This is a genomic window from Methylobacterium sp. 275MFSha3.1, from assembly GCF_900108435.1.
In the GTDB taxonomy this organism is placed as follows: domain Bacteria; phylum Pseudomonadota; class Alphaproteobacteria; order Rhizobiales; family Beijerinckiaceae; genus Methylobacterium.
Window position 1 is genome coordinate 69,935 of the sequence record NZ_FNWP01000022.1, and the last position, 24,750, is coordinate 94,684.

At 72.5% G+C, this 24,750-nt stretch carries 24 protein-coding genes; 14 read left to right on the forward strand and 10 right to left on the reverse strand.

Annotated features, from left to right (window positions below):
• Nucleotides 1-131 precede the first annotated feature (131 nt).
• The 9 genes from BLW78_RS23330 to BLW78_RS23370 form a co-directional block, all read right to left on the reverse strand.
• A complete protein-coding gene (locus BLW78_RS23330) occupies nucleotides 132-1,655 on the reverse strand; it encodes a class I adenylate-forming enzyme family protein (protein ID WP_091682447.1) in 1,524 nt (507 codons plus the stop codon).
• Nucleotides 1,652-2,464 carry a VOC family protein gene (locus BLW78_RS23335; RefSeq protein WP_020094481.1) on the reverse strand — a complete coding sequence of 271 codons (813 nt, stop codon included), beginning with the start codon at nucleotides 2,462-2,464 and terminating at the stop codon, nucleotides 1,652-1,654. The genes BLW78_RS23330 and BLW78_RS23335 overlap by 4 nt, the downstream gene beginning before the upstream one ends.
• A complete protein-coding gene (locus BLW78_RS23340; protein WP_020094480.1) occupies nucleotides 2,461-2,880 on the reverse strand; it encodes a PaaI family thioesterase in 420 nt (139 codons plus the stop codon). Before BLW78_RS23340 ends, BLW78_RS23335 begins: the two co-directional genes overlap by 4 nt.
• Nucleotides 2,881-2,906: 26 nt before the next feature.
• Nucleotides 2,907-3,923 carry a zinc-binding dehydrogenase gene (locus tag BLW78_RS23345; protein WP_091682419.1) on the reverse strand — a complete coding sequence of 339 codons (1,017 nt, stop codon included), beginning with the start codon at nucleotides 3,921-3,923 and terminating at the stop codon, nucleotides 2,907-2,909.
• 31 nt (nucleotides 3,924-3,954) lie between these two features.
• A complete protein-coding gene (locus BLW78_RS23350) occupies nucleotides 3,955-4,935 on the reverse strand; it encodes an ABC transporter substrate-binding protein (RefSeq protein ID WP_091682420.1) in 981 nt (326 codons plus the stop codon).
• 64 nt (nucleotides 4,936-4,999) lie between these two features.
• On the reverse strand, nucleotides 5,000-5,815 hold the full coding sequence (locus BLW78_RS23355; protein WP_020094477.1) for an ABC transporter permease: 816 nt from the start codon (nucleotides 5,813-5,815) through the stop codon (nucleotides 5,000-5,002).
• Complete coding sequence (locus BLW78_RS23360) at nucleotides 5,806-6,576, reverse strand: ABC transporter ATP-binding protein (protein ID WP_091682422.1); 771 nt, start codon at nucleotides 6,574-6,576, stop codon at nucleotides 5,806-5,808. The genes BLW78_RS23355 and BLW78_RS23360 overlap by 10 nt, the downstream gene beginning before the upstream one ends.
• The gene (locus BLW78_RS23365) at nucleotides 6,573-7,337 is read right to left on the reverse strand and encodes a GntR family transcriptional regulator (RefSeq protein WP_056527037.1); all 765 of its coding nucleotides are present in this window, start codon (nucleotides 7,335-7,337) and stop codon (nucleotides 6,573-6,575) included. The genes BLW78_RS23360 and BLW78_RS23365 overlap by 4 nt, the downstream gene beginning before the upstream one ends.
• Nucleotides 7,338-7,702: 365 nt before the next feature.
• Nucleotides 7,703-8,230 (reverse strand): MarR family winged helix-turn-helix transcriptional regulator, encoded by a 528-nt coding sequence (locus BLW78_RS23370; protein ID WP_244527034.1) that lies wholly within the window; start codon nucleotides 8,228-8,230, stop codon nucleotides 7,703-7,705.
• Nucleotides 8,231-8,351: 121 nt separating this feature from the next.
• Here BLW78_RS23370 and BLW78_RS23375 point away from each other — a divergent pair, with 121 nt between their 5' ends.
• From BLW78_RS23375 to BLW78_RS23440, 13 genes are all read left to right on the forward strand, one after another.
• On the forward strand, nucleotides 8,352-9,635 hold the full coding sequence (locus BLW78_RS23375; RefSeq protein WP_091682424.1) for an amidohydrolase/deacetylase family metallohydrolase: 1,284 nt from the start codon (nucleotides 8,352-8,354) through the stop codon (nucleotides 9,633-9,635).
• Between the two features lie 10 nt (nucleotides 9,636-9,645).
• Nucleotides 9,646-10,515 (forward strand): alpha/beta hydrolase, encoded by an 870-nt coding sequence (locus tag BLW78_RS23380; protein ID WP_091682450.1) that lies wholly within the window; start codon nucleotides 9,646-9,648, stop codon nucleotides 10,513-10,515.
• On the forward strand, nucleotides 10,512-12,866 hold the full coding sequence (locus BLW78_RS23385; protein WP_091682426.1) for a xanthine dehydrogenase family protein molybdopterin-binding subunit: 2,355 nt from the start codon (nucleotides 10,512-10,514) through the stop codon (nucleotides 12,864-12,866). Before BLW78_RS23380 ends, BLW78_RS23385 begins: the two co-directional genes overlap by 4 nt.
• Nucleotides 12,863-13,735 carry an FAD binding domain-containing protein gene (locus BLW78_RS23390; protein ID WP_056527050.1) on the forward strand — a complete coding sequence of 291 codons (873 nt, stop codon included), beginning with the start codon at nucleotides 12,863-12,865 and terminating at the stop codon, nucleotides 13,733-13,735. Before BLW78_RS23385 ends, BLW78_RS23390 begins: the two co-directional genes overlap by 4 nt.
• Nucleotides 13,732-14,931: a xanthine dehydrogenase family Fe-S subunit gene (locus tag BLW78_RS23395; protein ID WP_056527053.1), complete on the forward strand. Its 1,200-nt coding sequence runs from the start codon at nucleotides 13,732-13,734 to the stop codon at nucleotides 14,929-14,931. Before BLW78_RS23390 ends, BLW78_RS23395 begins: the two co-directional genes overlap by 4 nt.
• A gap of 34 nt (nucleotides 14,932-14,965) precedes the next feature.
• Nucleotides 14,966-16,114 carry an ABC transporter substrate-binding protein gene (locus tag BLW78_RS23400; protein ID WP_020094468.1) on the forward strand — a complete coding sequence of 383 codons (1,149 nt, stop codon included), beginning with the start codon at nucleotides 14,966-14,968 and terminating at the stop codon, nucleotides 16,112-16,114.
• Between the two features lie 83 nt (nucleotides 16,115-16,197).
• The gene (locus tag BLW78_RS23405) at nucleotides 16,198-17,070 is read left to right on the forward strand and encodes a branched-chain amino acid ABC transporter permease (RefSeq protein ID WP_056527058.1); all 873 of its coding nucleotides are present in this window, start codon (nucleotides 16,198-16,200) and stop codon (nucleotides 17,068-17,070) included.
• Nucleotides 17,067-18,101 (forward strand): branched-chain amino acid ABC transporter permease, encoded by a 1,035-nt coding sequence (locus BLW78_RS23410; protein ID WP_056527061.1) that lies wholly within the window; start codon nucleotides 17,067-17,069, stop codon nucleotides 18,099-18,101. Before BLW78_RS23405 ends, BLW78_RS23410 begins: the two co-directional genes overlap by 4 nt.
• Nucleotides 18,098-18,916: an ABC transporter ATP-binding protein gene (locus BLW78_RS23415; RefSeq protein ID WP_056527063.1), complete on the forward strand. Its 819-nt coding sequence runs from the start codon at nucleotides 18,098-18,100 to the stop codon at nucleotides 18,914-18,916. The genes BLW78_RS23410 and BLW78_RS23415 overlap by 4 nt, the downstream gene beginning before the upstream one ends.
• Complete coding sequence (locus tag BLW78_RS23420; RefSeq protein ID WP_056527068.1) at nucleotides 18,909-19,613, forward strand: ABC transporter ATP-binding protein; 705 nt, start codon at nucleotides 18,909-18,911, stop codon at nucleotides 19,611-19,613. The genes BLW78_RS23415 and BLW78_RS23420 overlap by 8 nt, the downstream gene beginning before the upstream one ends.
• Nucleotides 19,606-20,004 (forward strand): Rieske (2Fe-2S) protein, encoded by a 399-nt coding sequence (locus BLW78_RS23425; RefSeq protein ID WP_056527071.1) that lies wholly within the window; start codon nucleotides 19,606-19,608, stop codon nucleotides 20,002-20,004. Before BLW78_RS23420 ends, BLW78_RS23425 begins: the two co-directional genes overlap by 8 nt.
• A 665-nt stretch (nucleotides 20,005-20,669) precedes the next feature.
• The gene (locus tag BLW78_RS23435) at nucleotides 20,670-21,266 is read left to right on the forward strand and encodes a response regulator (RefSeq protein ID WP_056527077.1); all 597 of its coding nucleotides are present in this window, start codon (nucleotides 20,670-20,672) and stop codon (nucleotides 21,264-21,266) included.
• The gene (locus tag BLW78_RS23440) at nucleotides 21,263-23,104 is read left to right on the forward strand and encodes an ATP-binding response regulator (RefSeq protein ID WP_091682429.1); all 1,842 of its coding nucleotides are present in this window, start codon (nucleotides 21,263-21,265) and stop codon (nucleotides 23,102-23,104) included. The genes BLW78_RS23435 and BLW78_RS23440 overlap by 4 nt, the downstream gene beginning before the upstream one ends.
• 81 nt (nucleotides 23,105-23,185) lie before the next feature.
• On the opposite strand, the gene BLW78_RS23445 is transcribed toward BLW78_RS23440, so the two are convergent.
• Entirely contained in the window at nucleotides 23,186-23,629 is a 444-nt protein-coding gene (locus BLW78_RS23445) for a PACE efflux transporter (RefSeq protein ID WP_020094459.1), read from the reverse strand.
• Nucleotides 23,630-23,720: 91 nt separating this feature from the next.
• Between BLW78_RS23445 and BLW78_RS23450 the strand changes: the two genes are divergently transcribed.
• Nucleotides 23,721-24,620 (forward strand): LysR family transcriptional regulator, encoded by a 900-nt coding sequence (locus BLW78_RS23450; RefSeq protein WP_091682430.1) that lies wholly within the window; start codon nucleotides 23,721-23,723, stop codon nucleotides 24,618-24,620.
• Nucleotides 24,621-24,750: the final 130 nt, after the last annotated feature.

Sequence of the window (24,750 nt, forward strand, 5' to 3'; positions counted from 1 at the left end):
GGGTCACTCCTGGCGTTCCGGGGCAGGCGGGCGGGGACGGGTGCGCCGGGCGGGATCCCTAGCGAGGATGCCTTCTGCGGGCGCGCATTCCGCAGGAACACAACCTGCAAGCGCCATTCCGCCCGGCACGGTCACGGGACGCGGACGGCCTCTTCGGCCCGCCGGCGCAGGGCCGCGCGGTCGATCTTGCCGGTCGAGGCGAGCGGCAGCGCCTCGACGAACCAGACCCGACGCGGGTGCTGGTAGGCCGGCGCGTGTTCGAGCGCGTAATCCTTGAGAGCGGCCTCGTCGACGGTGGCGCCGGGCCGGCGGACCACGAAGGCGACCGGCTTGGTGCCCTTGATGGCGTCGTCCACCGGCACCACGCAGGCTTGGAGCACCGCGGGGTGGCGCTCCAGCACCAGCTCGACCTCGCCCGGAAAGATGTTCTCGCCGCCGGAGACGAACATGTCGTCGGTCCGCCCGAGGAAGTAGAAGAACCCGTCCGCGTCGCGGCGGAAGACGTCGCCGGTGTCGTAGAACCCGTCCGCGGTGATCGGGACGGGCACGTCCGGCCGGTTGTGGTAGCCGAGCATGATCGCGGGGCTGCGCATCTGCAGGATCCCGGTCTCCGGGGCGTCCGGTCCGACGAGGCGCACCGCCACCTGGGGATGCGGCACGCCGACCGACGCGACCGGCGTCGGCAGGCCGTCCGGATGGTCGCCGAACACGACCGGGCCGCCCTCGGTGGTCCCGTAGGCGTTGAGGATGCGGGCGTTCGGCAGGAGGGCGCGGATCTGCCGGGCGAGGGTGTCGTTGACCGGCGCCGAGCCCATCCGGACCGTCCGCACGCCGGTGAGGTCGGCTTCCGCGAGGAGATCCGGCTCCCGCAGCATCATGGCGATCATCGGCGGCACGGCGGTGAGCCACGTGCAGCGGTACCGGTCGATCGCCGCGATGTAGGCCCGCGCCTCGAATTGCGGCAGCAGCACCATCGTGGCGCCGGCCGCGCAGACGAGGAGCGCCAGGGCGAGCGCGTTCATGTGGTAGAGCGGCGCCGCCACGAGCAGCCGGTCGTCGCGCAGGTCCGTCTCCGCGGCGCGGGTCCGCACCACCCAGAGGTGGCTGGCATGGCTCAGCCGCACGCCCTTCGGCCGGCCCGTCGAGCCGGACGTGTAGAGGAACAGGGCCGCCTCGTCGGGCTCGGGCACGACCGGCACGAACGGACCGGGGTCGAGCCAGGCCGCGAAGCCCTCCGGCCCGTCATCGTCGAACCCGGCGATCCGGATATCGGGGCCGAGATGGGCCAGCAGCGCCCGGCGCGAGCCGTCGCAGAGCACGAGCCGCGCCCCGCAATCGGCGAGCGCGGCGGCGATCGTGGCCGGCGGGAACTTGTGATTGACCGGGACCGGGACCACGCCGGCGCGCATCGCCCCGAGCAGCGCCGCGATCGTGTCGGGCCGGTTGGCCGCGAGGATCGCGACCCGCGCGCCGCGGGCGATCCCGCCGCGCAGCAGGCCGCGCGCGAAGGCGTCGGCCCGGGCGTCGAGGCCGGCGCGGGTCATCACGGCGGGCTCGCCATCGGGGGCGACGCCGATGATCAGCGGCCTGTCCGGCGGCCCGGACCGGTCGACGAGATCGCCGAGATTGGTCGGAGCCGTGGCCGCGCGCGTCATGGGGCCGCCCTGCACGGGAGGTTGAGGTCGAAGGTCGGCAGCGTCAGCGTGGCCGCGCCCGGCCCGTGCCGAACCCAGCCCGCCTCCGGGAGCGCGCCCGCGCGGGCTTCGAGGGCGTCGAGGCTGCGGAAGCGCAGGGTCAGGGTGGCGAAGCGGCCGGCCGGCCCCGGCGCGATCGCGACCCGCGTCTCCCCGAGCCGGAGGGTCCAGCCGTCACCCACGGCCTCGGCCGGCGCACCGCTCGCGGCGGCGTAGAGACGGGCGTCGGCATCCGGTGCCGGGCTCTCGATCTTCAGCGCGTCGATCCCCGTGAAGCCGTTCGGATGGTCGAGCCATTCGGGGCGCCAGACGAGATCCGGGGTCAGGTGCTCACAATGGTAGAGGCGCCCCGCCGGGAACCGGTCGACCGGCACCCGCACCGTGCGGAACCGGGCCGTGTCCTCGCGGCCGTCGACGGTCACGGGGCGCGTGAAGGCGACGGTCGGCCCGGCCGCGAGCCCCGCCGCGGCGAGGCGGGCATGCGTCGCGTCGGCGTCCCGGCTCGCCACGACGAGCCCGTTCAGGCCGAACGGGCTGTCCAGAACGTCCTGCCGCTGCGGACCCGTCTCGGGCAGGCCGACGAGTTCGAGGTAGGGTCCGGCCGTCATCATCAGGTGGTTGATGGAGCCCAGCGAGTGGTGGCCGCGCGGTGTCAGGCGGAAGCCGAGGGCGGCGAACAGCTCCGCCGCCTCGTCCATCCGCCGCAGCACGTTGATCACCACGTGGTCGAGGGCCCCATCCGCCGGGGCGCCGGGGGCCGGTCCGGTCATTTCGGCGGCGCCGTCATGTAGACGCCGCGGCCGCTCGCGAGCAGGCGCCCCTCCGGGTCGAGGATCTGCGCCTCGGCCACCGAGAGCTGGTTGCCGAACTTCACCACCGTGCCGCGGCAGGTGAGATCGCCCTGCATCGCGGCCCGGTGATAATCGACCCGCAGGTCAACGGTGGGGACGCCGCGGCCGGTCTTGGAGACCAGCGCCCAGTCGGCGGTGAGATCCACGAGCGTCGCCAGGATGCCGCCGTGCACGTAGCCGCGCTCGGCGTTGACGACCCATTCCGGCCGCCACGTCGCCTTCAGCTCGATCGTCCCATCGCCGACGGCGACGACGGAGAGGCCGAGCCACTGGTGGAACGGGCCGCGCAGCAGCAGCGCCTCGACCTGCTCCTTGGTGAGGGGGGTGTCGGACATGGCTTGGGGGATCTCCTCGGGCGGTGTCAGGGGGTGACGACGATCTTGCCCATGACCTCGCGGTCGCGGATCATCCGCAGGCCCTCGGCGGCCTCCTCGAGGGGCAGGAGCTTGTCGATGGTCGGCTTCAGCGTGCCGGCCTGGATCATGTCCATCAGGGCCGACAGGTTGTCGTCGTAGAAGCTGTTGGAGCCGATCACCTTGAGCTCGAAGCTCCAGATGTAGCGGAGATCCTCCTTGGGATCGTGCCCCGCGGTGGCCCCGCAGACCAGCAGCGTGCCGCCGCGCTTCAGGCACTTGAGCGAGGGCACCCAGGTGTCGCCGCCGGTGAAGTTGATCACCACGTCGACCCCGCCCTCGTAGGTCCGGCGCTGCGGCTTGCCGTACTGCTGGATCGCCCACTTGGAGAAGTCGGTCTCGCGGTAGTTGACGACGTGGTCGGCCCCGAGGGCCGTCAGCGCCGCCATCTTCTCCGCGCTGCCCGCGCAGGCGATCACCTCGGCGCCGAGCTGCTTGGCCAGCATCACGCAGCCGGTGCCGACGCCGCCGCTGGCGCCGAGGATCAGGACCTTGTCGCCGGCCTTCACGGTGTTGTGGGTGATCAGCATGCGGTGGGCCGTGCCGTAGGCCACCGGCAGGGACGCCGCGTCCGCGTAGCTCACGTCCGGCGGCATCGCGATGAGCTGGCTCGTCGAGACCCGGCAGTACTCGGCCATGCCGCCGTCGAGCATCTCGCCCATCAGGCCCTTGGCCTTGTTGAGCGGGTTGACCAGCACCCGGTCGCCGACGCGCCACTCCGCGACGCCCGCACCGAGCTCGACGACCTGCCCGGCCATGTCGAGGCCGATCACCACCGGCATCGGCACCTTGATGCCGGGCATGCCCTTCACGGTGAACACGTCGTGGTAGTTGAACGAGGACGCGCCGACCCGGATCAGGACCTCGCCCGGGCCGGGGGACGGCCTCGGATAGTCGTTCACCACCTTCAGCGTGTCGATGTCGCCGTGCGCCTCCAGAACGAGCGCCTTCATCGTCTGAGCCATCGTGGAAACCCTCTTCTGCAGGTCGGAAAGGCTACGGGATCGACTTCGACCGCTCGTAGGGGCCGGGGACCAGGGCCGTGTCCGGCAGGCTGCCCTGGACGGCGCCGACCGCCTTGAACACGTCGAATTCCCGCTTCAGCGAGGCGATGTCGGCGGGCTCCAGGCTGACCGTGTAGATGCCGTCCCAGAGGCCCGCGTAGGCCGCGGCGTCGGCGTCGCTCAGGTTCGCGGCCGCCTTCAGGATCTTGGCCACGCCGGGCTTGTCGGCCTGGCCGAACGCGTAGGCCTTGCGCATCGCGGCCACGACCTTGGCGGGCGCGTCCGGATTCTGCGCCATCCAGGCATTGCGCATCAGGCCGACGCCGAGGACCGGCGGCGCGTCCTGCTGGGTGAGGCGCCTCCACTCCTGCCGGAAGGTGCCGAGCCGGCGCAGCTTCACGTCCGGCAGGAGCGCGAGGGTCACGGTGCGCAGGGCCGCGGCGTCGATGTCCTTCTGGACGAGGAATTGCGCCAGCCGGGAATCGTTGCCGGGGACGGCCTGATAGTCGGCGGGCTTGAGGCCGTGATTGGTCTCCAAGATCGCCGCCGCGATGGCGGCGGTGCCGCTGCCGGCCGGCGAGGTGCCGATCTTCCTGCCCCTGAGGTCGGCCATCGTCTTGATCGGCGAGTCCTCCGGGACGACGAAGTCGAGGTCGGCCACCTGGGTCGCCAGGACGATGCTCATCGGCAGCCCGTCGGCGGTGACGCTCAGCGCCGTCCCGGCGCTCGCCGCGATCGCGAAATCGATCGCCCCGGCGGCCATGGCCTTGGTCGGCGCGTTCACGTCCGGGAACTTGACGTACTCGACCGTCAGGCCCTCCTTCTCCATGAACTTCCCGGCCTCCAGCACGGCGCCGAAGCCGAGGCTGATGCCCGAGCTCCAGTAGCCGATGCGCACCGTCTCGGCGCGCGCGAGGCCGGGCAGGCCAACCGCGCAGAGCGCGGCGACGGCGAAGGCGCGGATCCGTTTCAAGGCGTTCTCCAAGAGCTGCAATGGGAGGACGTGCGGCGGGCGTGTCCCCGGCTGGCGCCGGCCGTCACGGCTGCGCCACCTTCTTCCAGGCGAACAGGCGCTGCTCGGCCGGCTTCAGGACGAGCGTCTCGAGCCCGATCATCAGGGCGACGAGGGTGAGGGTCCAGGCGAAGACCTGGTCGGTCTGGACGAGGTCGGCCGCCTGCCGCAGGCGGTAGCCGATGCCGCTGCTCGCCCCGAGCGATTCCGCCACGAGGACGACCCGCGCCCCGAAGCCGATGGCGAGGCGCGCGCCCGCGAAGAAGGCGGGCAGGATCGTCGGCAGGTAGATCTTGGTCAGCACCTTGCGGCGCGGCATCCGGAAGGTGCGGGCGAGCTCGAGATGCTCGGCGCTGACCGTGCGCGTGCCCTGCCAGACGTTGGTCAGGATCAGCGGCATCGCGGTCATGAACACCACGAAGATCGTGGTCCAGTTCGAGAGGCCGAACCAGATCAGCGCGAAGATCGCCCAAATCGCGGAGGAGACGGTGTTGGTCACCGTCAGCACCGGCTCGAAGAAGCGCCCGAGGCGCGGGCTCGCGCCGAGCAGCAGGCCGAGCGGCAGCCCCACGAGGGCCGCGAAGGCGAGGCCGGCGCCGATCCGGCCCAGCGTGATGCCGAGATCAGCGGCGAAGCTCGGCGTGGCGACGAGGCCGAGCCACGTGTGCCAGACCCGCGCGGGGCTCGGCAGGACGAAGCTCGGCGCGTGCAGCGATCCGAGCTGCCACGCGGCCAGCGCTAGGGCGAGCAGGGCGAGCCGCTGGAGCAGCACGCCCGCCCGGCGTCCGGCGCCGGACGTCCGCGTCCGCCGGATCAGGCGCGGCGGGGTCTTCACGAGCATCGCGCGCTCTCGGCGGAGAGGCTGATGCGCAGGCGCCGGACCTCCTCGGCGACCTCCGTCGAGAGCGGGTCGCGGGGGTACGGCAGATCGATGGCCCGGACAGTGCCGATCCGGCCCGGCCGCGGGTGCAGGACAACCACCTGGCTCGCCAGCACCACCGCCTCCTCGACGTCGTGCGTGACGAAGACCAGGGTCATCGCCCGCAGGCCGGCGATGCGCAGCAGCTCCGCGTGCATCTGCGCGCGGATCTCGGGATCGAGCTTCGAGAACGGCTCGTCGAGGAGCAGGATCTTGGGCTCGGTCACGAGGCTGCGCGCGAGCGCCACCCGGCTGCGCATGCCCCCCGACAATTCGTGCGGGTAGGCGTCGCGGAAGGCCTCCAGCCCGACGAGCCGCAGGGTCTCGTCGACCCGCCGCGCCCGCTCCGCCCGGCCCATGCGTCCGGCCTCGAGGCCGAAGGCGACGTTCTGGGCGGCCGTGCGCCAGGGCAGCAGCCGGTCCTCCTGGAACATGTAGGTCATGGCCCGCCAGTCGCGGAAGGCGTGCGACGGGATGCCGTTCAGGAGGACGGCGCCCTGATCGGGCTCGACCAGCCCCGCGATCATGTTGAGGAGGGTACTCTTTCCGCAGCCCGACGCGCCCAGGATCGCGACGATCGCGCGCTGCGGGATCGCGATGTCGACGGTGTCGAGGACGTGGAGCGGCCCGCCCTCGCGCCGGTCGAACCACTTGCTGACATGGTCGAGCTCGACGGCGTTCACGGCTCGCCCCCGTCGACCCGGGCCGGCCGCACCGGCGCCACCACCGCGGTGTCGCGCAGGCTGGCGATGACCTTCTCCAGCGTCATGTCGCGGAACGTCTCGACGTGGCGGCGGGCCACCAGGGCGGCGCTGTCGGCGTCGCCCGCCACCAGATGCTCGATCAGCGCGGTGTGGTCGTTCTCGATGTTCGGCCGCACCCCCTGCACGCCGAAGCCGAGGGCGACGAGGCGGGTCATCTCGTCGAGGAGGCCCGACAGCGTCCGGTACAGGCGCCCGTTCCCCGCGGCCGCGGCGATCGCGAGGTGGAAGCCCCGGTTGGCCTCAAGGAAGAAGTCGATCTGGTTGCCCATCTCCACCGTGATCTTGCGGCGGCAGGCCTGCTCCAGGCGCTCCAGATGCGCCCGGTTCACGCGGCCGGCGGCGCCCCGCGCCGCGAGGGGCTCGAGCTCCATCCGGAGGGCGAAGACCTCGTCGACATCCTTCACGGTCACCGGGCTGACCCGGTAGCCGTGCCGCGGCATCGAGCTGACGAAGCCTTCCTGGGCGAGGCGCTGGAGCGCGATCCGGCAGCTCGCCTTGCCGATCTCGAACCGCTCCATCACCTCGGCCTCGGTGAAGCGCGTACCGGGCAGGAGGCGGCAGGCGACGATCTCGCGGCGCATCAGGTCATAGGCCTGGTTGCCCTTGCGCGTGGCGTCGGGGACGGCGAGCACCGTCGCGGTCGGGCGAGCGGGCCGGGACCTGTCATCGCGGGTCGTCATCGCACCTCGCTGTTCGGGCATTGAGGCTCCCACAGCATGCTGTGAGCTGCCCACCGCACGCAGGACATGTGCCAACCCCGCGCCGGCCCGCCTGCGCGCGGCGCGCATCGGCGGGCGGAACGATTGTCGGGTGCCGGCATTCGTCGCGCTGTGGGAAGCTCAGCTACGACGCGTGATCAGCTCAGCGCGCGCTGTGGGCATTCCATGGCGTATTTATGCGCAACGTCTCCGCGTTGTGTAAATGGAATGCGCGTCCAATTTTCGCGAAGATATTGGAAGAAAGAGCTTTTCGCGGCGCTCCGACGCGGAACGATCTGTGTTTTCTTTGAGCAGTGAGGCGTGCTGCCGGCCGCGTCTGCGACGCCCTACAGGATGTCGGGCTGGTCGCGCCGGTGCTCGTGCCCCGCGATGACGCGGCTCAGGAGCCGGGTCAGGGTGTCCTGCTCCGCCGGGGTGAGGGCCTCGACGGTCGCGGCGTGCGCGGCCCGCGCCGCCGGCTCCATCGCGCCGTGGAGCGCGGCGCCCTCGTCCGTCAGCCGGCAGACCTGCGCGCGGCGGTCGAGGGGCGAGGTCGTGCGGCTCACCAGACCGCGGGCCGCGAGGCGCTTCAGGGCGCCGGTCGTCGTCGTCCGGTCGAGGGCGACCGCGCTCGCGAGCGTCGTCTGATCGGCCTCCCCCAGATCGCGCAGCATCGAGAGCAGGCTGTACTGGAGCGGGGTGACGCGAAACGCGGCACAGCGTTCGGCGAAGAGGCTGACGTGGATCTGGTGCATGCGGCGGGCGAGGAAGCCCGGGCGCTCGGCCAGGGGCCAGTGCCGGGCGTCCGCCGCCCCTGACGCGGTCCCCGCTTCCGCCAATCCCGCCGCGCAGCCGGCATCCGGGACCTCATCCATCGTCCGCCTCCGCAGAACGGTTCCAGCCTTGGCACGAGGTGTGCAACGCCGGAATACGAAGCATGCTTCGCTTTTGGCAAGGGCGAGGCCGGCGCGCGCCGGCCGGGACCACGAGGTCGACATGGACAATCGCCGCTATGATCTGGTTCTGCGGGGTGGGCGGGTCATCTGCCCGGCCTCCGGCATCGACGGCATCCGCGACGTGGCGGTGCGGGACGGGCGCATCGCCGCCGTGGCGGAGACGATCCTGCCCTCGGCCGCTGCCGAGGTGGTCGACGTCGCGGGCAAGCTCGTCCTGCCCGGCATGATCGACACCCACGCCCACGTCTACCAGTACGTCACCGGCCGGTTCGGCCTGAACCCCGACATGGTCGGCGTGCGATCGGGCGTGACCACGGTGGTGGACCAGGGCGGGCCGTCCTGCATGACCCTGCCGGGCTTCCGCCACTTCATCGCCGAGCGCTCCGAGACGCAGGTGCTCGCCTTCCTGTCGGCCTACCTCGTCGGCGGCCTGGAAGGGCATTTCTACCCGAACCTCTACAGCCCGGACGGCGTCGACATCGACGCCACCGTGAAGTCGGCCACCGAGAACCGCGACCTCGTGCGCGGCATCAAGGGCCATGCCGAGATCGGCGGCTTCGCCCGCTGGGGCATCAAGGTGATGGAGATGGCGGCCGAGATCAGCCGGCGCGCCGACCTGCCGCTCTACGTGCATTTCGGCCAGCTCTGGGGCCTGCCGGAATCGGGCGCCAACGGCGAGGATGCCGACACCATCGTCGAGCGGGTCATCCCGCTGCTGCGGCCCGGCGACGTGCTGGCCCATCCCTTCACCCGCCACCCGGGCGGCTTCATCAACGAGCAGGGCGAGGTCCACCACATCATCCGCCGGGCCATGGAGGCCGGGCTGAAGGTCGATGTCGGCCACGGCAGCCACTTCTCCTACCGCGTGGCCCGCGCGTCCCTGCCGGCCGGCGTGATCCCCTACACGCTCGGCGCCGACATGCACGGCTACAACACCGAGATCCCCGAGGTGACGAAGCCCGCCGGCACCCCGGACGAGCACCACGACGACGAGAACCACCCGTTCCTCGGGCAGGCCCGGTTCAGCCTCACCCAGGCGATGAGCTCGATGATGGCGCTGGGCATCCCGCTGGAGGAGGTGGTGCCGATGGTGACCTCGCACCCGGCCGAGATGCTGCGCATGGGCGACCGGATCGGCGCCCTCAAGGTCGGCTACGCGGCCGACGTCTCGGTGCTGCACGACGATCGCGGCCGCTTCCTGCTGCGCGACAACGAGGACACGCGGGTGATCGCCGACCGACTGCTGCGCCCGGCCTTCTGCCTCCGCGCGGGGAAGCGCTTCGAGGCCGACTCGCCGATCCTGCCCCAGGCGATCGCGGCCTGAGGTGGCGCCGGTGCCCGCCTTCGTCCTCGACGACCCGACCCCGCCGGACCCGCGCCGCCGCTGGGACAGCCTGGACTTCGCGGCCCGGGGTGCCTGCTACGACAACAACGCGGGCGTGCCCGACAGCGCCGCGCAGGTCGCGGCCCGCAACGCAGCCTCCGCGGCCTACCGCGCGGCGCACTCGGCCGGGCTCGACATCCCCTACGCCGCCGGCGCGCGCACCGGCTTCGACCTCTACCCGGCGGCGGAGACGGGGGCGCCCTGCCTCGTCTTCGTCCACGGCGGCTACTGGCAGCGCAACGCCCGGGCCGATTTCGCCTGCTTCGCGGAAGGGCTGAACGCCGCCGGCTGGTCGGTGGCGATGCCGGGCTACACCCTGGCGCCCGAGGCGAGCCTCACCGGGATCGTCGCCGAGATCGGGGCCGCCCTCGACTGGCTCGCCGAGCAGGGGGCGGCGCGCGGGATCGGCGGACCGATCGTCCTCGCCGGCTGGTCCGCGGGGGCGCAGCTCGCCGCGCTCCATCTCGGGCATCCCGCCGTGACCGCGGTCCTGGCGATCTCCGGCGTCTACGACCTCGCGCCGATCCGCGAGACCTACCTGAACGAGAAGCTCGGACTGAGCGGGGACGAGATCGGGACGCTGTCGCCCCTGCGCCTGCCCGTCGTGCCCAAGCCCATGACGATCGCCTACGGCAGCCGGGAGTTGCCCGCCCTCGTCCGCGACGCGCGCAACCTCCACGCCCTGCGCGGCGCCGCCCACGCGCCGGGCGCCCTGCTGCCGGTCCCGGGCGCCGACCACTTCTCGATCCTCGACGGATTCCGCCGGCCCGACGGCCTCCTGGTCCGCGCCGCGCAGGACGTTCTCGGAGGCGCCCGATGAGCCGCGAGGGCGTCGGGGCTCCCCTGCCCCGCAAGGAGGACGACCGCCTGATGCGCGGGCGCGGCCAGTATGTCGGCGACCTCCGGCTGCCGGGGATGCAGGACGTCGCCTTCGTGCGCAGCCCGCTCGCCCATGCCCGGATCCGCGCCATCCACGTGCCGAAGGCCCATCGCGACCGCGTCTTCACCGCCGCCGACCTCGACGGCGTGCTGCCGATCCGGGCGGTCTCGGGGCTGCCCGGCTTCAAGGTGTCCGAGCAGCCGGTGCTCGCCACCGGCAAGGTCCGGCAGGTCGGCGAATTGGTGGCGATGTGCGTCGCCCCGACCCGCGCGGAGGCCGAGGACATCGCCGCCGCCGTCGTGCTCGACCTGGAGGAGCTGCCCGCAATCCACGACATGCTGGCTGCCCGCGCGCCGGGCTCCGCCCTCGTCCACGAGCACTGGGGCGACAACGTCTTCCTGGAGACCCTGGTCGATGTCGGCATCGAGAGCGCCCTCGACGCGCCGATCAAGGTGAGCCGCACCATCTCGACGGGGCGGCAATGCATGGCGCCGATCGAGGGCCGCGGCACCGTGGTGAGCCTCGATCACCGCCTGGACCAGCTCGTGGTCCACACCGCGAGCCAGATGCCGCACATCGTGCGCAACGGCCTCTCCGAATGCCTCGGGATCGAGCAGGGCCGCATCCGCATCGTCTCGCCGGATGTCGGCGGCGGGTTCGGCTACAAGGCGATCCTGCTCGCCGAGGACGTGGCGCTGGCGTGGCTCGCGCTCCGCTGCGGCCATCCGGTCCGCTGGCTGGAGGACCGGCGCGAGCACCTGACCGCCAACGCCAATTGCCGCGAGCACCATTACCGCATCACCGCCTACGCGGAGCGGGACGGGACGCTGCGCGGCATCGACTGCGAGGCCACCGTCGATTCCGGCGCCTACTCGGCCTACCCGTTCTCGGCCTGCCTGGAGGCCGCGCAGGTCGCCAGCATCCTGCCGGGGCCCTACGACTTCCCGGCCTATCGCTGCCGCACGTGGTCGGTGGCGACCAACAAGTGCCCGATCCTGCCCTACCGGGGGGTGGCGCGCACCGGAGTCTGCTTCGCCCTGGAGCTCGTCCTCGACGCCGTCGCCCGCGCGGCCGGGATCCCGCCCGAGGCGGTGCGCGAGAAGAATCTCGTGCGGCCCGGGCAGATGCCGTTCGAGAACATCACGAAGAAGCACTTCGACAGCGGCGACTACCCGGAGGCGCTCGCCCGCGCGCTGAAGGCCGTCGACGTGGCGGCGGTCCGCGCCCGCCAGCGTGAGGGCGAGCCGGACGGGCGCCGGATCGGCCTCGGCCTCGCGATCTACTGCGAGCAGGCCGCGCACGGCACCTCGGTCTATTCCGGCTGGGGCATCCCGATGGTCCCCGGCCACGAGCAGGCGAGCGCCCGCCTCACCCCGGACGGCGGCCTGGAATTGCGGATCGGCGCCCATTCCCACGGCCAGGGCCTGGAGACGACGCTGGCCCAGGTCGCCCACGAGATCCTGGGCGTCCCGGTGGCGCGCACCCGCCTCGTCCACGGCGACACCGCCATGACCCCCTACTCCACCGGCTCCTGGGGCTCCCGCGTGATGGTGATGGCGGGCGGCGCGGTGGCGGCGGCCTGCGAGGAACTGCGGGCCCGGGCCGTGCGGATCGGCGCCCACCTGCTCCAGGCGCGGCCCGAGGAATGCCGGTTCGAAGGTGGCCACGTCGTCGGCCCCACGGGCGATGTCCCGCTCGAGGCGATCGCCCGCACCTGGTACCGCCGCCCGCAGGACCTCGCGCCCGACACCGATCCCTGCGGGCTCGAAGTCACCGCCGGCTACAAGCCGGTGCGCGATTCCGGCACCTTCTCGTACGCGGCGCACGCGGCCGTGGTGGCGGTCGATCCCGATCTCGGGGCGGTGGAGATTCTCGACTACGTCATCGTCGAGGACGGCGGCACGCTGGTGAATCCCCTCGTGGTCGACGGCCAGATCTACGGCGGCCTCGCGCAGGGGATCGGTACGGCCCTGTTCGAGGAGATGCGCTTCGACGCCCGCGGCCAGCCGCTGGCCTCGACGTTGGCCGACTACCTCCTGCCCGGCGCCGCCGACGTGCCGATTGCGCGCATCGACCACATGGAGACGCCCTCGCCCTACACGCGCTTCGGCCAGAAGGGCATCGGCGAGGGCGGCGCGATCGCGCCGCCGGCGGCGCTCGCCAACGCCGTGAACGACGCCCTCGCGCCGCTGGGCGTCGAGCTGCTGCACTCGCCCCTCACCCCCCGGCGGATCGTGGAGGCGGTGCTCGCCGCCCGTGATCCCGCCGAGACCGCGCGGGAGGCCGCATGAAGCCCGCCGCCTTCGCCTGGGAGCGCCCCGACAGCCTGCCGGCGCTGCTGGCACGCCTCGCCGAAGCCCCCGCGGGCGTGAAGCTGATCGCGGGCGGCCAGTCCCTCGGGCCGATGCTGAACCTGCGCCTCGTCGAGCCCACCCTGATCCTCGACATCACCGGCGTGCCCGAGCTCCGGACCGCGCGGGTCGAGGGCGACACGCTCGTGCTCGGGGCCTGCGTGACCCACGCCGACGTCGAGGACGGGCGCGTCCCGGACCTCACCGGCGGCGCGCTGCGGCGGGTCGCGGCCGCCATCGCCTACCGGCCGGTGCGCAACCGCGGCACGATCGGCGGCAGCCTCGTCCACGCCGACCCGGCCGCCGACTGGGTGAGCGCCCTGACCGCCCTCGGCGCCGAGGTCGAGATCGCGGGGCGCAACGGCCGCCGCACCCTGCCGGTGGAGCATTTCGTGACCGGCGCCCTCGAAGTGGCGCTCGGCGCGGACGAGATCCTGGTCGCGGTGCGCGTCCCGGCGCTGCCGGCGGGCGCGGCCTGGGGCTACGTCAAGCACTGCGCGAAGATCGGCGAGTTCGCCCACGCCATCGGGGCCGTGCGCCTCGAGCCCGGCGCGGGCCGGGGCCGGGCCGTGATCGGCGCGGTCGAGGGGCCGCCCGTGCTCCTGGCCGATGCCCGCCCTCTCTTCGGCGGCCGCATCGGCGCCGACTTCGCCGCGCGCTTCGACCTTCGGGCCGCCGACCTCGCGCTGCGGGAGGCCGGGATGGCCGACGCGGTCGAGCGGCACATCCACGTCACCGTCCTGAGCCGCGCGGTGGCCGCGGCGGCTGCGCCCGATCCCCGATCCGACACCCTTCCGGAGGCCGCATGAGCGCCGCGCTGGTCGAACCCGGGCCGTCGCGCATGGCCCTGGCGCTGACGGTGAACGGCCGGGCCGTGCGGGTCGCGGCCGAGCCGCGCAGCCACCTCGGCGACGTGCTGCGCGACGGGCTCGACCTCACCGGCACGCATCTGGGCTGCGAGCACGGCGTCTGCGGCGCCTGCACGGTCCTGCTCGACGGCGAGCCGGCCCGCGCCTGCCTCACCTACGCGGGGGCCTGCGCGGGCGCCGCGGTCACGACGATCGAGGGCCTCGACGCGGACGCGATCGCGGGCGAGCTGCGGGCCGCCTTCAACCGCGAGCACGCGCTCCAGTGCGGCTACTGCACGCCCGGGATGCTGGTGGCCGCCCGCGACCTGGTCCTGCGGCTGCCCGAGGCCGACGAGCGGCGGATCCGCGTCGGCCTGTCGGGCAACCTGTGCCGCTGCACCGGCTATACCGGCATCGTCCGGGCCGTGATGGCGGTGATCGCGGAAAGGCGTGGGCGCGGCATCCCCCCCGAGACCAGCGCGGCGCGGCCGCTCGGCCCGGTCGGCGCCCGGATCGGCGACGCGGCTTTCGCGCCCCTGGAACCGCCGGCGGATCGGATCGCCCCGGCGGCGCCCGCGGCCGTCGCGGACCTGTCCGACGCGTTCACCCCGGCCCACGGCTTCACGCAGGTGCTCGACCTCCTCCACCCGCCGGAGGCCGTCTTCGCCCTGCTGGGCGACCTCGCGGCGGTCGCCGCCTGCCTGCCGGGCGCGGTGCTGACGGCGCGGCCCACCCCCGACACGGTCGAGGGCGGCCTGCAGGTGCGGATCGGGCCGATCGCCGCGACGTTCCGCGGCCGCGCCCGCCTCGCGCGGGACGAGGCCGCCCGGACCGGCGCGGTCCACGGGGCCGGCACCGACGCGGGCGGCCGCTCGGCGACCGAGGGCCGGATCCGCTACCGGGTCGAGGCCGGGCCGACGCCCGGCACCGCCCGGGTCGAACTCGACGTCGGCTACACCCTGACCGGGCCGCTCGCGCAGTTCGGCCGGCCCGGCCTCGTGCGCGACCTCGCCGGCCGCATCGCCGCGGAGTTCACCCGCAACCTCGATGCCCGGCTCTCGGGCGTCGCGGCGCCGGCGCCCGCCGGCCTCAACCCGCTCCGCCTGCTCCTCGGCCTCGCGCGCGCGCGCCTCGCCGCGTGGTTCGGCCGCGCCTGATCCCATCCCGCCCCAACGCACCGGAGACACGCGAATGCTAGGCAGGTTCACCCTCACGACCGCGATCCTGCTGGCGCTGACGGCCACCGGCGCACGGGCGGAGGCGATCCGCATCGGCGTCAACGAGCCGCTGACCGGGCCGTTCGCGGCCTCGGGCACCTACGTGGTCAACGGCGCCAAGATCGCCGCCGACGAGATCAACGCCAAGGGCGGCGTCCTCGGGAAGAAGCTCGAACTCGTGATCGAGGACAACAAGAGCAACCCGACCGAGGCCGCCGCGGTCGCCGAGAAGCTGATCACCAGCGATAAGACCCCGGTGATGATGGGCGCTTGGGGCTCCAGCCTGACGCTGGCTGTGATGCCCAAGCTCGCGGATTACGAGACGCCGATGCTGGTCGAGACCTCCTCGTCCGGCAAGATCACGACCTCCGGCAACCCCTACGTGTTCCGGATCTCGCCGCCCTCGTCGCTCGAGGCCGAGACCTTCGCGCCCATGGTCGGCCGCCTCGGGCTGAAGAAGGTCGACTTCCTCGTCCTCAACAACGATTTCGGCCGCGGCGCCGCGACCGATTTCGGCAAGATGCTCAAGGACAAGGGCGTGACGGTCGGCCTCGTCGAGACCATGGACCAGGGCGCGCAGGACATGAGCGCCCAGCTCGCCAAGCTGAAGGCGTCGGATTCCGACACGATCATGATCACGAGCTCGGTCGATCAGCTCGTGCTGCTGTTCAAGCAGATGGCGGCGCTCGGCCTGAAGAAGCGGGTCATCACCACCGGCGGATCCCAGAACCCGGACCAGATCATCGCCCAGGCTGGCGCGGCCGCCGACGGCACGATGCACCTGACGACCTTCCTGCCCTGGTCGCCCGACAAGACGCCGGACCCGAAGGCTACCGAGGCCTTCATCGCCGCGTGGAAGACGCGCGGCTTCGACTTCGCCGGCGTCACCGAGAGCTTCCGCGGCTACGACGGCATCCGCGCGATCGCCCACGCCATCGAGAAGGCGGGTTCGGCCGATCCGTCCGCGATCACCAAGGCCTTCTGGTCGGTCGACTTCGTCGGGCTCAACGGGCCGATCCGCTTCGCCAAGGCCGGCCCCGCCGGGAAGGAGAGCGGCCAGAGCAAGCCCGACGTCTACCTCATCGAGATCAAGAACGGGACGGTGATCGTGCCGGCGCTGTGAGCGCCCCTGAGCCGGCGCTCTGATGCCGGCCCCCTCGCCCGTCCGCCGGCCCCCGGGCCGGGGCGCACCCTCGGAGGCCGCCCGTGAACGAACTGATCCAGCACCTCGTCAACGCCCTCATCCTCGGCGGCACCTACGCGCTGCTGGGGATCGGCCTTACGCTGATCTTCGGGATCATGAATGTCGTGAACTTCACCCACGGCGCGCTCTACACGGTCGGCGCCTACGTCATGTACCTCGCGGTCGCCGCGCTGGGACTGAACTTCTTCCTGGCGCTTCCTGTGGCGATCCTCGGCGGGCTCCTGCTCGGGGCCGCGATCGAGTTGCTGCTGCTGCGCCCGTTCCGAGGTTCGGACATCGACACCACCATGCTGGTGATGATCGGCGCCGGCATCGTCCTGCAATCGGGCACGCTCTGGACCTTCGGCGGCGTCGCCAAGGCGATCCCCGCGCCCTTTCCCGAGGCGCCGCTCCAGGTCGGCCCGGTCTCGGTGTCGTGGCTGCGGCTGTTCGTGCTCGGGGCGGCGCTGACGCTGATCGCCCTCACCTACGCGCTGATCAACCGGACCAAGCTCGGTCTCGCCATGCGCGCCGCGTTCCAGGATTCCGACACGGCGGCGCTGCTGGGCGTCGACGTCCGCCGGATCTACACCGCGACCTTCGCGCTCGGCTCGTCGCTCGCCGCGGCCGCCGGCGCGCTCCTCGGTCCGGTCTACGTCGTGTTCCCGCAGATGGGCGGCCTCGCCGAGCTCAAGGCCTTCGCCATCGTCATCCTGGGCGGGCTCGGCAACGTCACCGGCGCGGCGATCGGCGGCTTCATCCTGGCGCTCGCCGAGGAGCTGGGCGCCGGCTACGTCTCCTCCGGCTACCGGGACGCGATGGGCTTCCTGATCATCATCGCGGTCCTGCTCTGCAGGCCGACCGGGTTGTTCGCCAAGGCGGAGCGCATCGGATGAACCGGCTCCTCCCCCTCGCCCTGCTCGCCGGCCTCGTCGCCCTGCCCCTGGGGCTCGGCGCCAACCCCTACCTCCTCAACGCGCTGATCGTGACCGGCATCCTGACGATCGGCGCCATGAGCCTGAACCTGCTCCTCGGCTTCACCGGGCAGCTCAGCCTCGGCCACATCGCGTTCTTCGGGATCGGCGCCTATGTGAGCGCGCTGACCAGCCTCGGCTTCGACGTGGATCTCGGCTTCGGCATCCGTGCGGTCCACGAGCCCTGGCCGGCGGTGGTCGGCCTCCTGCTGGCGACGGCGGCGGCGGGCGGCTGCGGCTACCTGATCGGGCGGCTCTCCTTCCGGGTGCGGGGCGCCTACTTCGTGATCGTGACGATCTCGTTCGCCGAGGTCGTGCGGCTCGTGGCGCTTAACTGGGTGGAGCTGACGCAGGGGCCGCTGGCGCTCACCAACATCCCCGCCATCACCCTCGGCCTGCCGGGCCTCGGGATGTGGACCCTCAAGACCAAGCTCCAGAACTACTACCTCGTGCTGGCCGTGGGGACGCTCTGCTACGCCGTGATCGCCCGCTTGGTCGGCGGGCGCTTCGGCCGGGCGATGCGGGGCCTCAAGGAGAACGAGCCGCTGGCGCTCTCGGTCGGCATCAACGCCACGCGCACGCTGACGGTGGCGGCGGTGATCTCGGCCGCCATGGCCGGCGCGGCCGGCAGCCTCTACGCCCATTACCTGCGGATCATCGATCCCGACGTGTTCCTGTTCGCCACCACGGTCACCATGGTCATCATGGTGGTGGCGGGCGGCAAGGGCACCCTGCTGGGCCCGGTCGTCGGCGGCCTGATCTTCGGCCTGCTGCCGGTGGCGCTCCGCCCGGTCATGGCGCCGGAGGCGCAGTGGATCGTCTACGGCCTCGTGCTGATCGTGATCCTGTTCGTGATGCCGCGGGGCATCGTGCCGGGATTGGCGGCGCTGCTGGGCCGCCGGCCGGCCCCGGCCGCGCCCGTCCTCGAGGCCAACCCGGCGGTGCAGCGATGAGCGCGATCCTCTCCGTCGAGCATGTCGGCGTCCGCTTCGGGGGCCTCGTCGCCATCGCGGACCTGCATTTCGACGTCCGGGCCGGCGAGATCGTCAGCCTGATCGGCCCGAACGGGGCCGGCAAGACGACGGCCTTCAACGTGATGACGGGCTTCCTCAAGCCCAGCCAGGGCGCGGTCCGCTTCCGCGGCACGTCCCTGAAGGGCCTGCCGCCGCACGCGATCACGCGGCTCGGCCTCGCCCGCACCTTCCAGCGCACCAGCGTCTTCCCGGACGACACGGTGTTCGACAACGTGATGATCGGCCTGCACCAGATGGGCGCCGCGGCGGGCCGCGCGCCCGTTCTGGACGCGCTTCTCGGCCGCGCGGGGGCTGGCGAGAGGCAGCTGCGCGCCCGGGCCGCGGCGCTCCTCGACTGGGTCGGGCTCGCCGGGCGGGCGCAGGAGAAGGCCGGCGCCCTCGCCTACGGGGAGCAGCGCCTCGTCGGCGTGGCGCTGGCGCTCGCCACCGAGCCCGCCATGCTGCTTCTCGACGAGCCGGTCTCGGGGATGAACGCTTCCGAGACGCGGGTCTTCGTGCGCCTGATCCGGCAGATCCGGGAGCGCGGCGTCACCATCCTGCTCGTCGAGCACGACATGCCGATGGTGATGGAGGTCTCCGACCGCATCGTCGTCCTCAACTACGGGCGCCTGATCGCCGAGGGGCCGCCGGACCGGATCCGCAGCGACCCGGCGGTGATCGAGGCCTATCTCGGCCAGGGCAGCGCCGCCCGGCAGGCCGCCGCGGCTGCCGCGCAGGAGGCGGTCCATGCTTGAGATCCGCGACCTCGTCTGCGGCTACGGCCACGTCACGGCGCTGAAGGGGCTCACGATCGACGTGCGCGCGGGCCAGCTCGTGGCCCTCGTCGGCGCCAACGGCGCCGGCAAGTCCACGACGCTCCGGGCGATCTCCGGCCTCGTCCCGCCGCGCTCCGGCGCGATCCGGTTCGCCGGCCGGGACATCGCGGGGGCGGAGCCCCGCCGGATTTTGGCGGCGGGCATCGCCCATTGCCCGGAGGGCCGGCGCGTCTTCCCGCAGATGACGGTCGCCGAGAACCTCGCCATGGGCGCCTACCTGCGCCGCGACCGGGCGGCGGTCGCGGCGGACCTAGCGCGCATCTACGGGGAGTTCCCGCGCCTCGCGGAGCGGCGCGACCAGGCCGCCGGCACGCTGTCGGGCGGCGAGCAGCAGATGCTGGCGATCGGCCGCGCGCTGATGGGGCGCCCGAAGCTCGTGCTGTTCGACGAGCCGTCCCTGGGGCTCGCCCCCAACATCGTCGAGCGGATGTTCGCGGTGATCGGCGCGATCCGCGACGCCGGCACGACCGTGCTCCTCGTCGAGCAGAACGCCTTCGCGGCCCTCGAACTCTGCGACTACGCCTACCTCCTCGAAGCCGGCCGCATCGTCCTCGAGGGGCGCGGGCAGGACCTCATCGCCGACCCCCACGTGCGGGACGCCTATCTCGGTGGCTGAGCGGGATCTGCCGGGCCGGATCCGCCTCGGCCCGGTCGACCTTCTCGGCGACCGGGACCTGCTCCCCGTCACCGCGGGCGGCCGCCGCCTGCTCCTCGTCCGGGACGGCGCGCGGATCGTGGCCGCCGAGCGCGCCTGCCCGCACGAGGGGGCCGACCTCGCACTCGGCCGCTGCGTCGCGGGCCGGCTGCACTGCCCCCGGCACCAGGCCTCGTTCGACCTCCGGGACGGTGCCGTCTCGCCGGGCTGGTCGTTCCGGGCCCTGCGCCTGTCCGCGGTCGAGGCGGCGCCGGACGGGCTCTGGCTCAGGACCGGCTCCGGCCTTCTCGCGCCGGACACCGCGCCGCCGGGCGGCCGCGGATTCCCGGCCGGCCCGGAGATCCGACGGTAGAGCGATCGAGATCAGCCGATCCGTCTCGCTCTACGGCAGCGAGGTCGGGATCGCGGCGCTCACCGCCTGTCTCGTGCGGACGAACGGCCCGCACGCGCGCCTGCTCGCGCGGGGACGCATCGCGAGGACGGTCGCGGGTCCCACCGGCCGCTGAGGATCGGCGCTGATCGCCCGTCCGAAGGTGTCGGCCCAGGACAGCCTCGTCACGTTGTCCGGGGTCGGAGCGGGCGGAGCTTCCCGGTCGGCCGCCCGGCCGCGCTTGCGGGCCGCGGCACCGATCCACCGCACGATCAGGGGACCCTTCGCGTCGAACGTCGGATCGGACGCGGTCCGGCCGATGCCTCGTCTCTGACGGCGATGAATCATGGACTTCCCTCGAGTCGACTTGGGAGGGCCGCGCGCGCGGTCCGACGGACGTCACCGCCCGCGATCACCGGACCGTCGCCGCGACGGCAGCGGTGTGAAGCGCAGGCCGCGCGGGATGGCGGACGCCCTCGCCCAGCATCCGATCCCGTCCGCGTGGTCTCCAGCTGCATGTCCGGGCGCGCGCGATCGAATTCCTCGACCCGTGGCTTAGCCGATCGGGATGGCTTCGTGGACCAGTCCACATGGACTGGTCCACGACCCGTGACGGCGCCTGTGCGGTTGCTCTAGACAGGATCCGCATGGCGCAGGAAGCAATCCTCATCATCGATGACCACGCGCTGTTCCGGTCCGGCATCGTCTCGATGCTGTCGACGGCGTTCGATGAGATCCCGGTTCTCGACAGCCCATCGCTGCACGAGGCGCTCGCCATCGTGGCCGTCGTCCCGACGATCGTCCTCCTCGACATCCAGTTGCCGGGCATCGGCGGGCTCGAGGGGATGGGCCTGCTCCAGCAACGCTGGCCGGCCGCCCGGATCGTCGTCGTGTCCGGCCTGGATCTGCCCGATACCGTCAGCACGGCGCTGGCGCAGGGCGCCTGCGCGTTCCTGTCCAAGACCGACCGCCCCGAGCGGATGATGACGGTCCTGCGCGAGATGCTCGCCCGGTCGTCCGCGGTCCCGCGGGTCGGGGGCGCCCTCTGCCCGACGCTCACGCCGCGGCAGGCCGAGGTGCTGACCCTCGTCGGGCGCGGATTGTCCAACAAGATGATCGGACGCAATCTCGGTCTGTCGGAACACACGGTCCGCGGCCACGTGCAGGGTCTGCTGTCGGTCCTGGGGGTGACCCGGCGCGCCGAGGCGGTGTTCAAGGCGCAGCAGTTCGGCCTGATCCGATGAGCCCGTCGCAGGAGGAGCGGATCGCGGCCGAGCAGTTGCGCCTCGTCCTGGACGGCGTCACGCAGTCGGTCGCCGTCGGTTTCCTCGTCTCGACGCTCATGCTGGCCGTGCTGTGGAGCCTGGTGCCCCACGCCGTCCTGCTGAGCCGGTACGGCGCGTTCCTCGTCGAGCGGTTCGGGGCGGCCGCCTACGCGCGTCGTGTCCGCGCCGCGATCGGCGAGCCCGACCGCGCCCGCCGGGTCGAACGGGTCATCTTCCTGAGCAAGATCGTCGAGGGCGCGATCCTGGGATCGCTGATCTGGATCGCGCTGCCGCTCCAGGTCCCGGCGGTGAGCATCCTGACCATGTCGCTGCTGGGCGCGACCTGCAGCAACGGCGTCTCGCTCCTGGCGCCGCGGCGGCACCTCTACCTCGCCCTCGTCGTGCCCGTCGCCGTCCTGGCCGCGGGAACCCTCTGGTCGCTCGGCGGCGCGCCCTACCGCGCCCTGGCAATCTGCTCGATCCTCTTCGTGGTCGGGCAGTACGGTCAGGTCGTGCTCGCCAGCCGCCGCGTGCGGGAATCGATCGAGCTCCGCTTCGAGAACGCGGCCCTCGTGGAGCAGCTGCGCGCGGAGACCGCCGCGGCGCACCGGGCCCGCCGCGACGCCGAGCACGCCAACACCGCGAAGTCGCAGTTCCTCGCGGCGGCCAGCCACGACCTGCGCCAGCCGGTCCACGCCCAGGGCCTCTTCCTCCAGGCGCTGAGCCAGACGGATCTCGCCGCGCCGCAGCGGCGGATCCTGCAGAACGCCCAGACCGCGAACGTCGCGTCGACCGACATGCTCAACACGCTTCTGGACTTCTCGCGCCTGGAGGCCGGAGTCATCACGCCGCGGCCCCGCGCCTTCGAGCTCCAGCCGCTCCTCGACAAGATCGAGAACGAGCTGGCGCCGCTGGCCGACGCCAAGCGCCTGATCTATCGGACGCCCCAGACGGACCTGGCGATCGTCTCGGACCCGGCCCTGCTGGAGCTGGTCCTGCGCAATCTCGTCCTCAACGCCATCCGGTACACCGAGCGCGGCGGCGTCCTCATCGGCTGCCGGCGCCGGCGCGCGGGCGTGTCGATCGAAGTCTACGACACCGGGATCGGCATCCCGGTCGACAAGCGCGAGGACATCTTCCGGGAGTTCTACCAGCTCGGGAATCCGGAGCGCGATCGTCACAAGGGTCTGGGGCTGGGACTCGCGATCGCGCGCGGGATCGCCGCCTCGCTCGATCACCCGCTCTCCCTCTCATCGAAGGTGGGGAGCGGCAGCGTCTTCCGCATCCTCGTCCCCCGGACGCTCGATGCCGGGCGGGACGCGAGGCTCGACGACGCGCCCGCGGCCGCCAGCGCGGAGAGCGGCCGCCTGGTCGGCGCCCGCATCCTGATCGTCGACGACGATGCCATCGTCCGCGACGCGATGGTGGCGCTCCTCTCCGGCTGGGGTTGCCTGTGCTGGGCCTTCGAGGACCCGACCGACGTCACCGAACGGCCGCCGCAGGGGCCGCCGCCGGACGCGCTGATCTGCGACTACCGCCTGCGCAGGGGCCAGACCGGCGCCGAAGCCATCGCGACGCTGCGGCAGCATTGGGGACGGCCGATCCCGGCGATCCTCATCACCGGCGACACCGCGCCCGTCCGCATGCGGGAGGCCTTGGACAGCGGGGTCCCTCTGATTCACAAGCCGGTCCGGCCCGACCTTCTCCAGAAGGCGCTCGCCGCGCTGATCCTGCCGGGCCGGCCACCCGTCGGTCCCGTGGGCGCGGAGGTTCGGCGCGGACCGGAGACGACGGATCTCGTCCGCGCGGAGGGATAGCGGGCGCCTCACGCGGCGCCGCGGACCCTCGAACGCCCGCCGCGCCGCCGTCGCGGTCTCGCCGCGCGGCCGGCGCGAGCGTCAGCGGGACGGCTCGGCGGCAGCCTCGGTCCAGCTCGGAAGCGGGAAGGTTCGATCGTAGGCGAGATTGAACACGAAAGCGTAGGCCACGTAGAAGGCCGCGATCGCCAGATCCATGAAGAAGGCCTCCACGAGGCCGATGCCGAGATACCACGCGATCGGCGGCAGCAGGATCAGGAGCAGCCCCGCCTCGAACAGCACCGCGTGGGCGACCCGCAGGACGAGGCTCTTGCGCGTGTGCCCGGCGAGCCGCTGCATCGTTCGGTCGAAGCCGAGATTGTAGACGTAGTTCCAGCTCGTCGCGACGAGGGCGCTGCCGATTCCGATCACGCCCATGTCGGCGGCGTGCAGGCCGAAGGCCGCGGTCCCGAGCGGGACGATGAGGAGCAGCCCGATCACCTCGAACAGGATGGCGTGGCGAATGCGGTCGCGGGTGGTGCGCATGGTCTCGCTCTCGAGAGGCGGATTGGTCGGCCGCTCTCTCTATCTGCGATAAGGCGATCCACAAGTTAGGAAGTATCGGGTAATCAGATAGATGGCGGTCTCGCTCGACCAGCTCCAGGCTTTCGTGGCGGCGGCCGAGGCCGGGTCGTTCTCGGGCGCGGCGCGGGTGCTGCGGAAGGCGCAGTCGGCCGTCAGCACGCAGGTGGCCAACCTCGAGACGGATCTGGGGCTGGCGCTGTTCAGCCGCGCGGGCCGGAACCCGGTGCTGACCCCGGCGGGCGAGCGGCTGCTGCTGGAGGCGCGCGTGGTGCTCGACCGGCGGGAGCACCTGATCGGTGTGGCGAGCAGCCTGGAGCAGGGCGTCGAGAACCGGCTGGTGGTCGCCATCGACGAGCTCTACCCCGAGCACGCCCTCGGCGCCCTCTTCGCCAGCTTCGCCCAGCGCTTCCCCTTCGTGGAGCTCGAGCTGCTCTTCCCGCTGATGGAGGATGTCAGCCGCATGGTCCGGTCGGGCGCCGCCGACCTGGGCGTGATGTGGCGCCAGGAGGGGCTCCCGACGGAGCTCGGGTTCCGGACCATCGGCTGGGTGCCGCTCAAGCTGGTCTGCGGCCGCGATCACCCGCTCGCGAAGGAGCGGGTGGCGTGGGAGGAGCTGAAGCGCCACCGCCAGATCCTCGTGGCCGCCCGCGGCGACGGGGCGGAGAAGCGCCGTCTGCGGGTCGCCGCCGAGGTGTGGTGGGTGGAGAGCCACTGGGTCATCCTGGAGATGGTGAAGCACGGGATCGGCTGGGCCTTCGTCACCGACCACGTCATCGCCGCGTCCCTCACGGCGCCGTACCTCGTGACGCCCGACCTCCAGTTCGATGAGGGCGACTGGCCGATCGCCCTGGAACTGGTCTGGCACAAGCAGCGGCCCTGCGGCCCCGCCGCGGCCTGGCTCCGCGAGCGTTTCGCCGCGGAGCGCGTCGGGATCCACCCGGGCGGGACCTGAGCGCGGTGCGGGACGGACGCCTGCCGGGCCCCGCCTCGGCGACACGCCGCTGTCGACGGTCCTGACGGGCCGGCGAGATCCCGGCCGTCGAGGACGTCCACCCCGCGAGTCTAGACGCAAAAGACCTTCC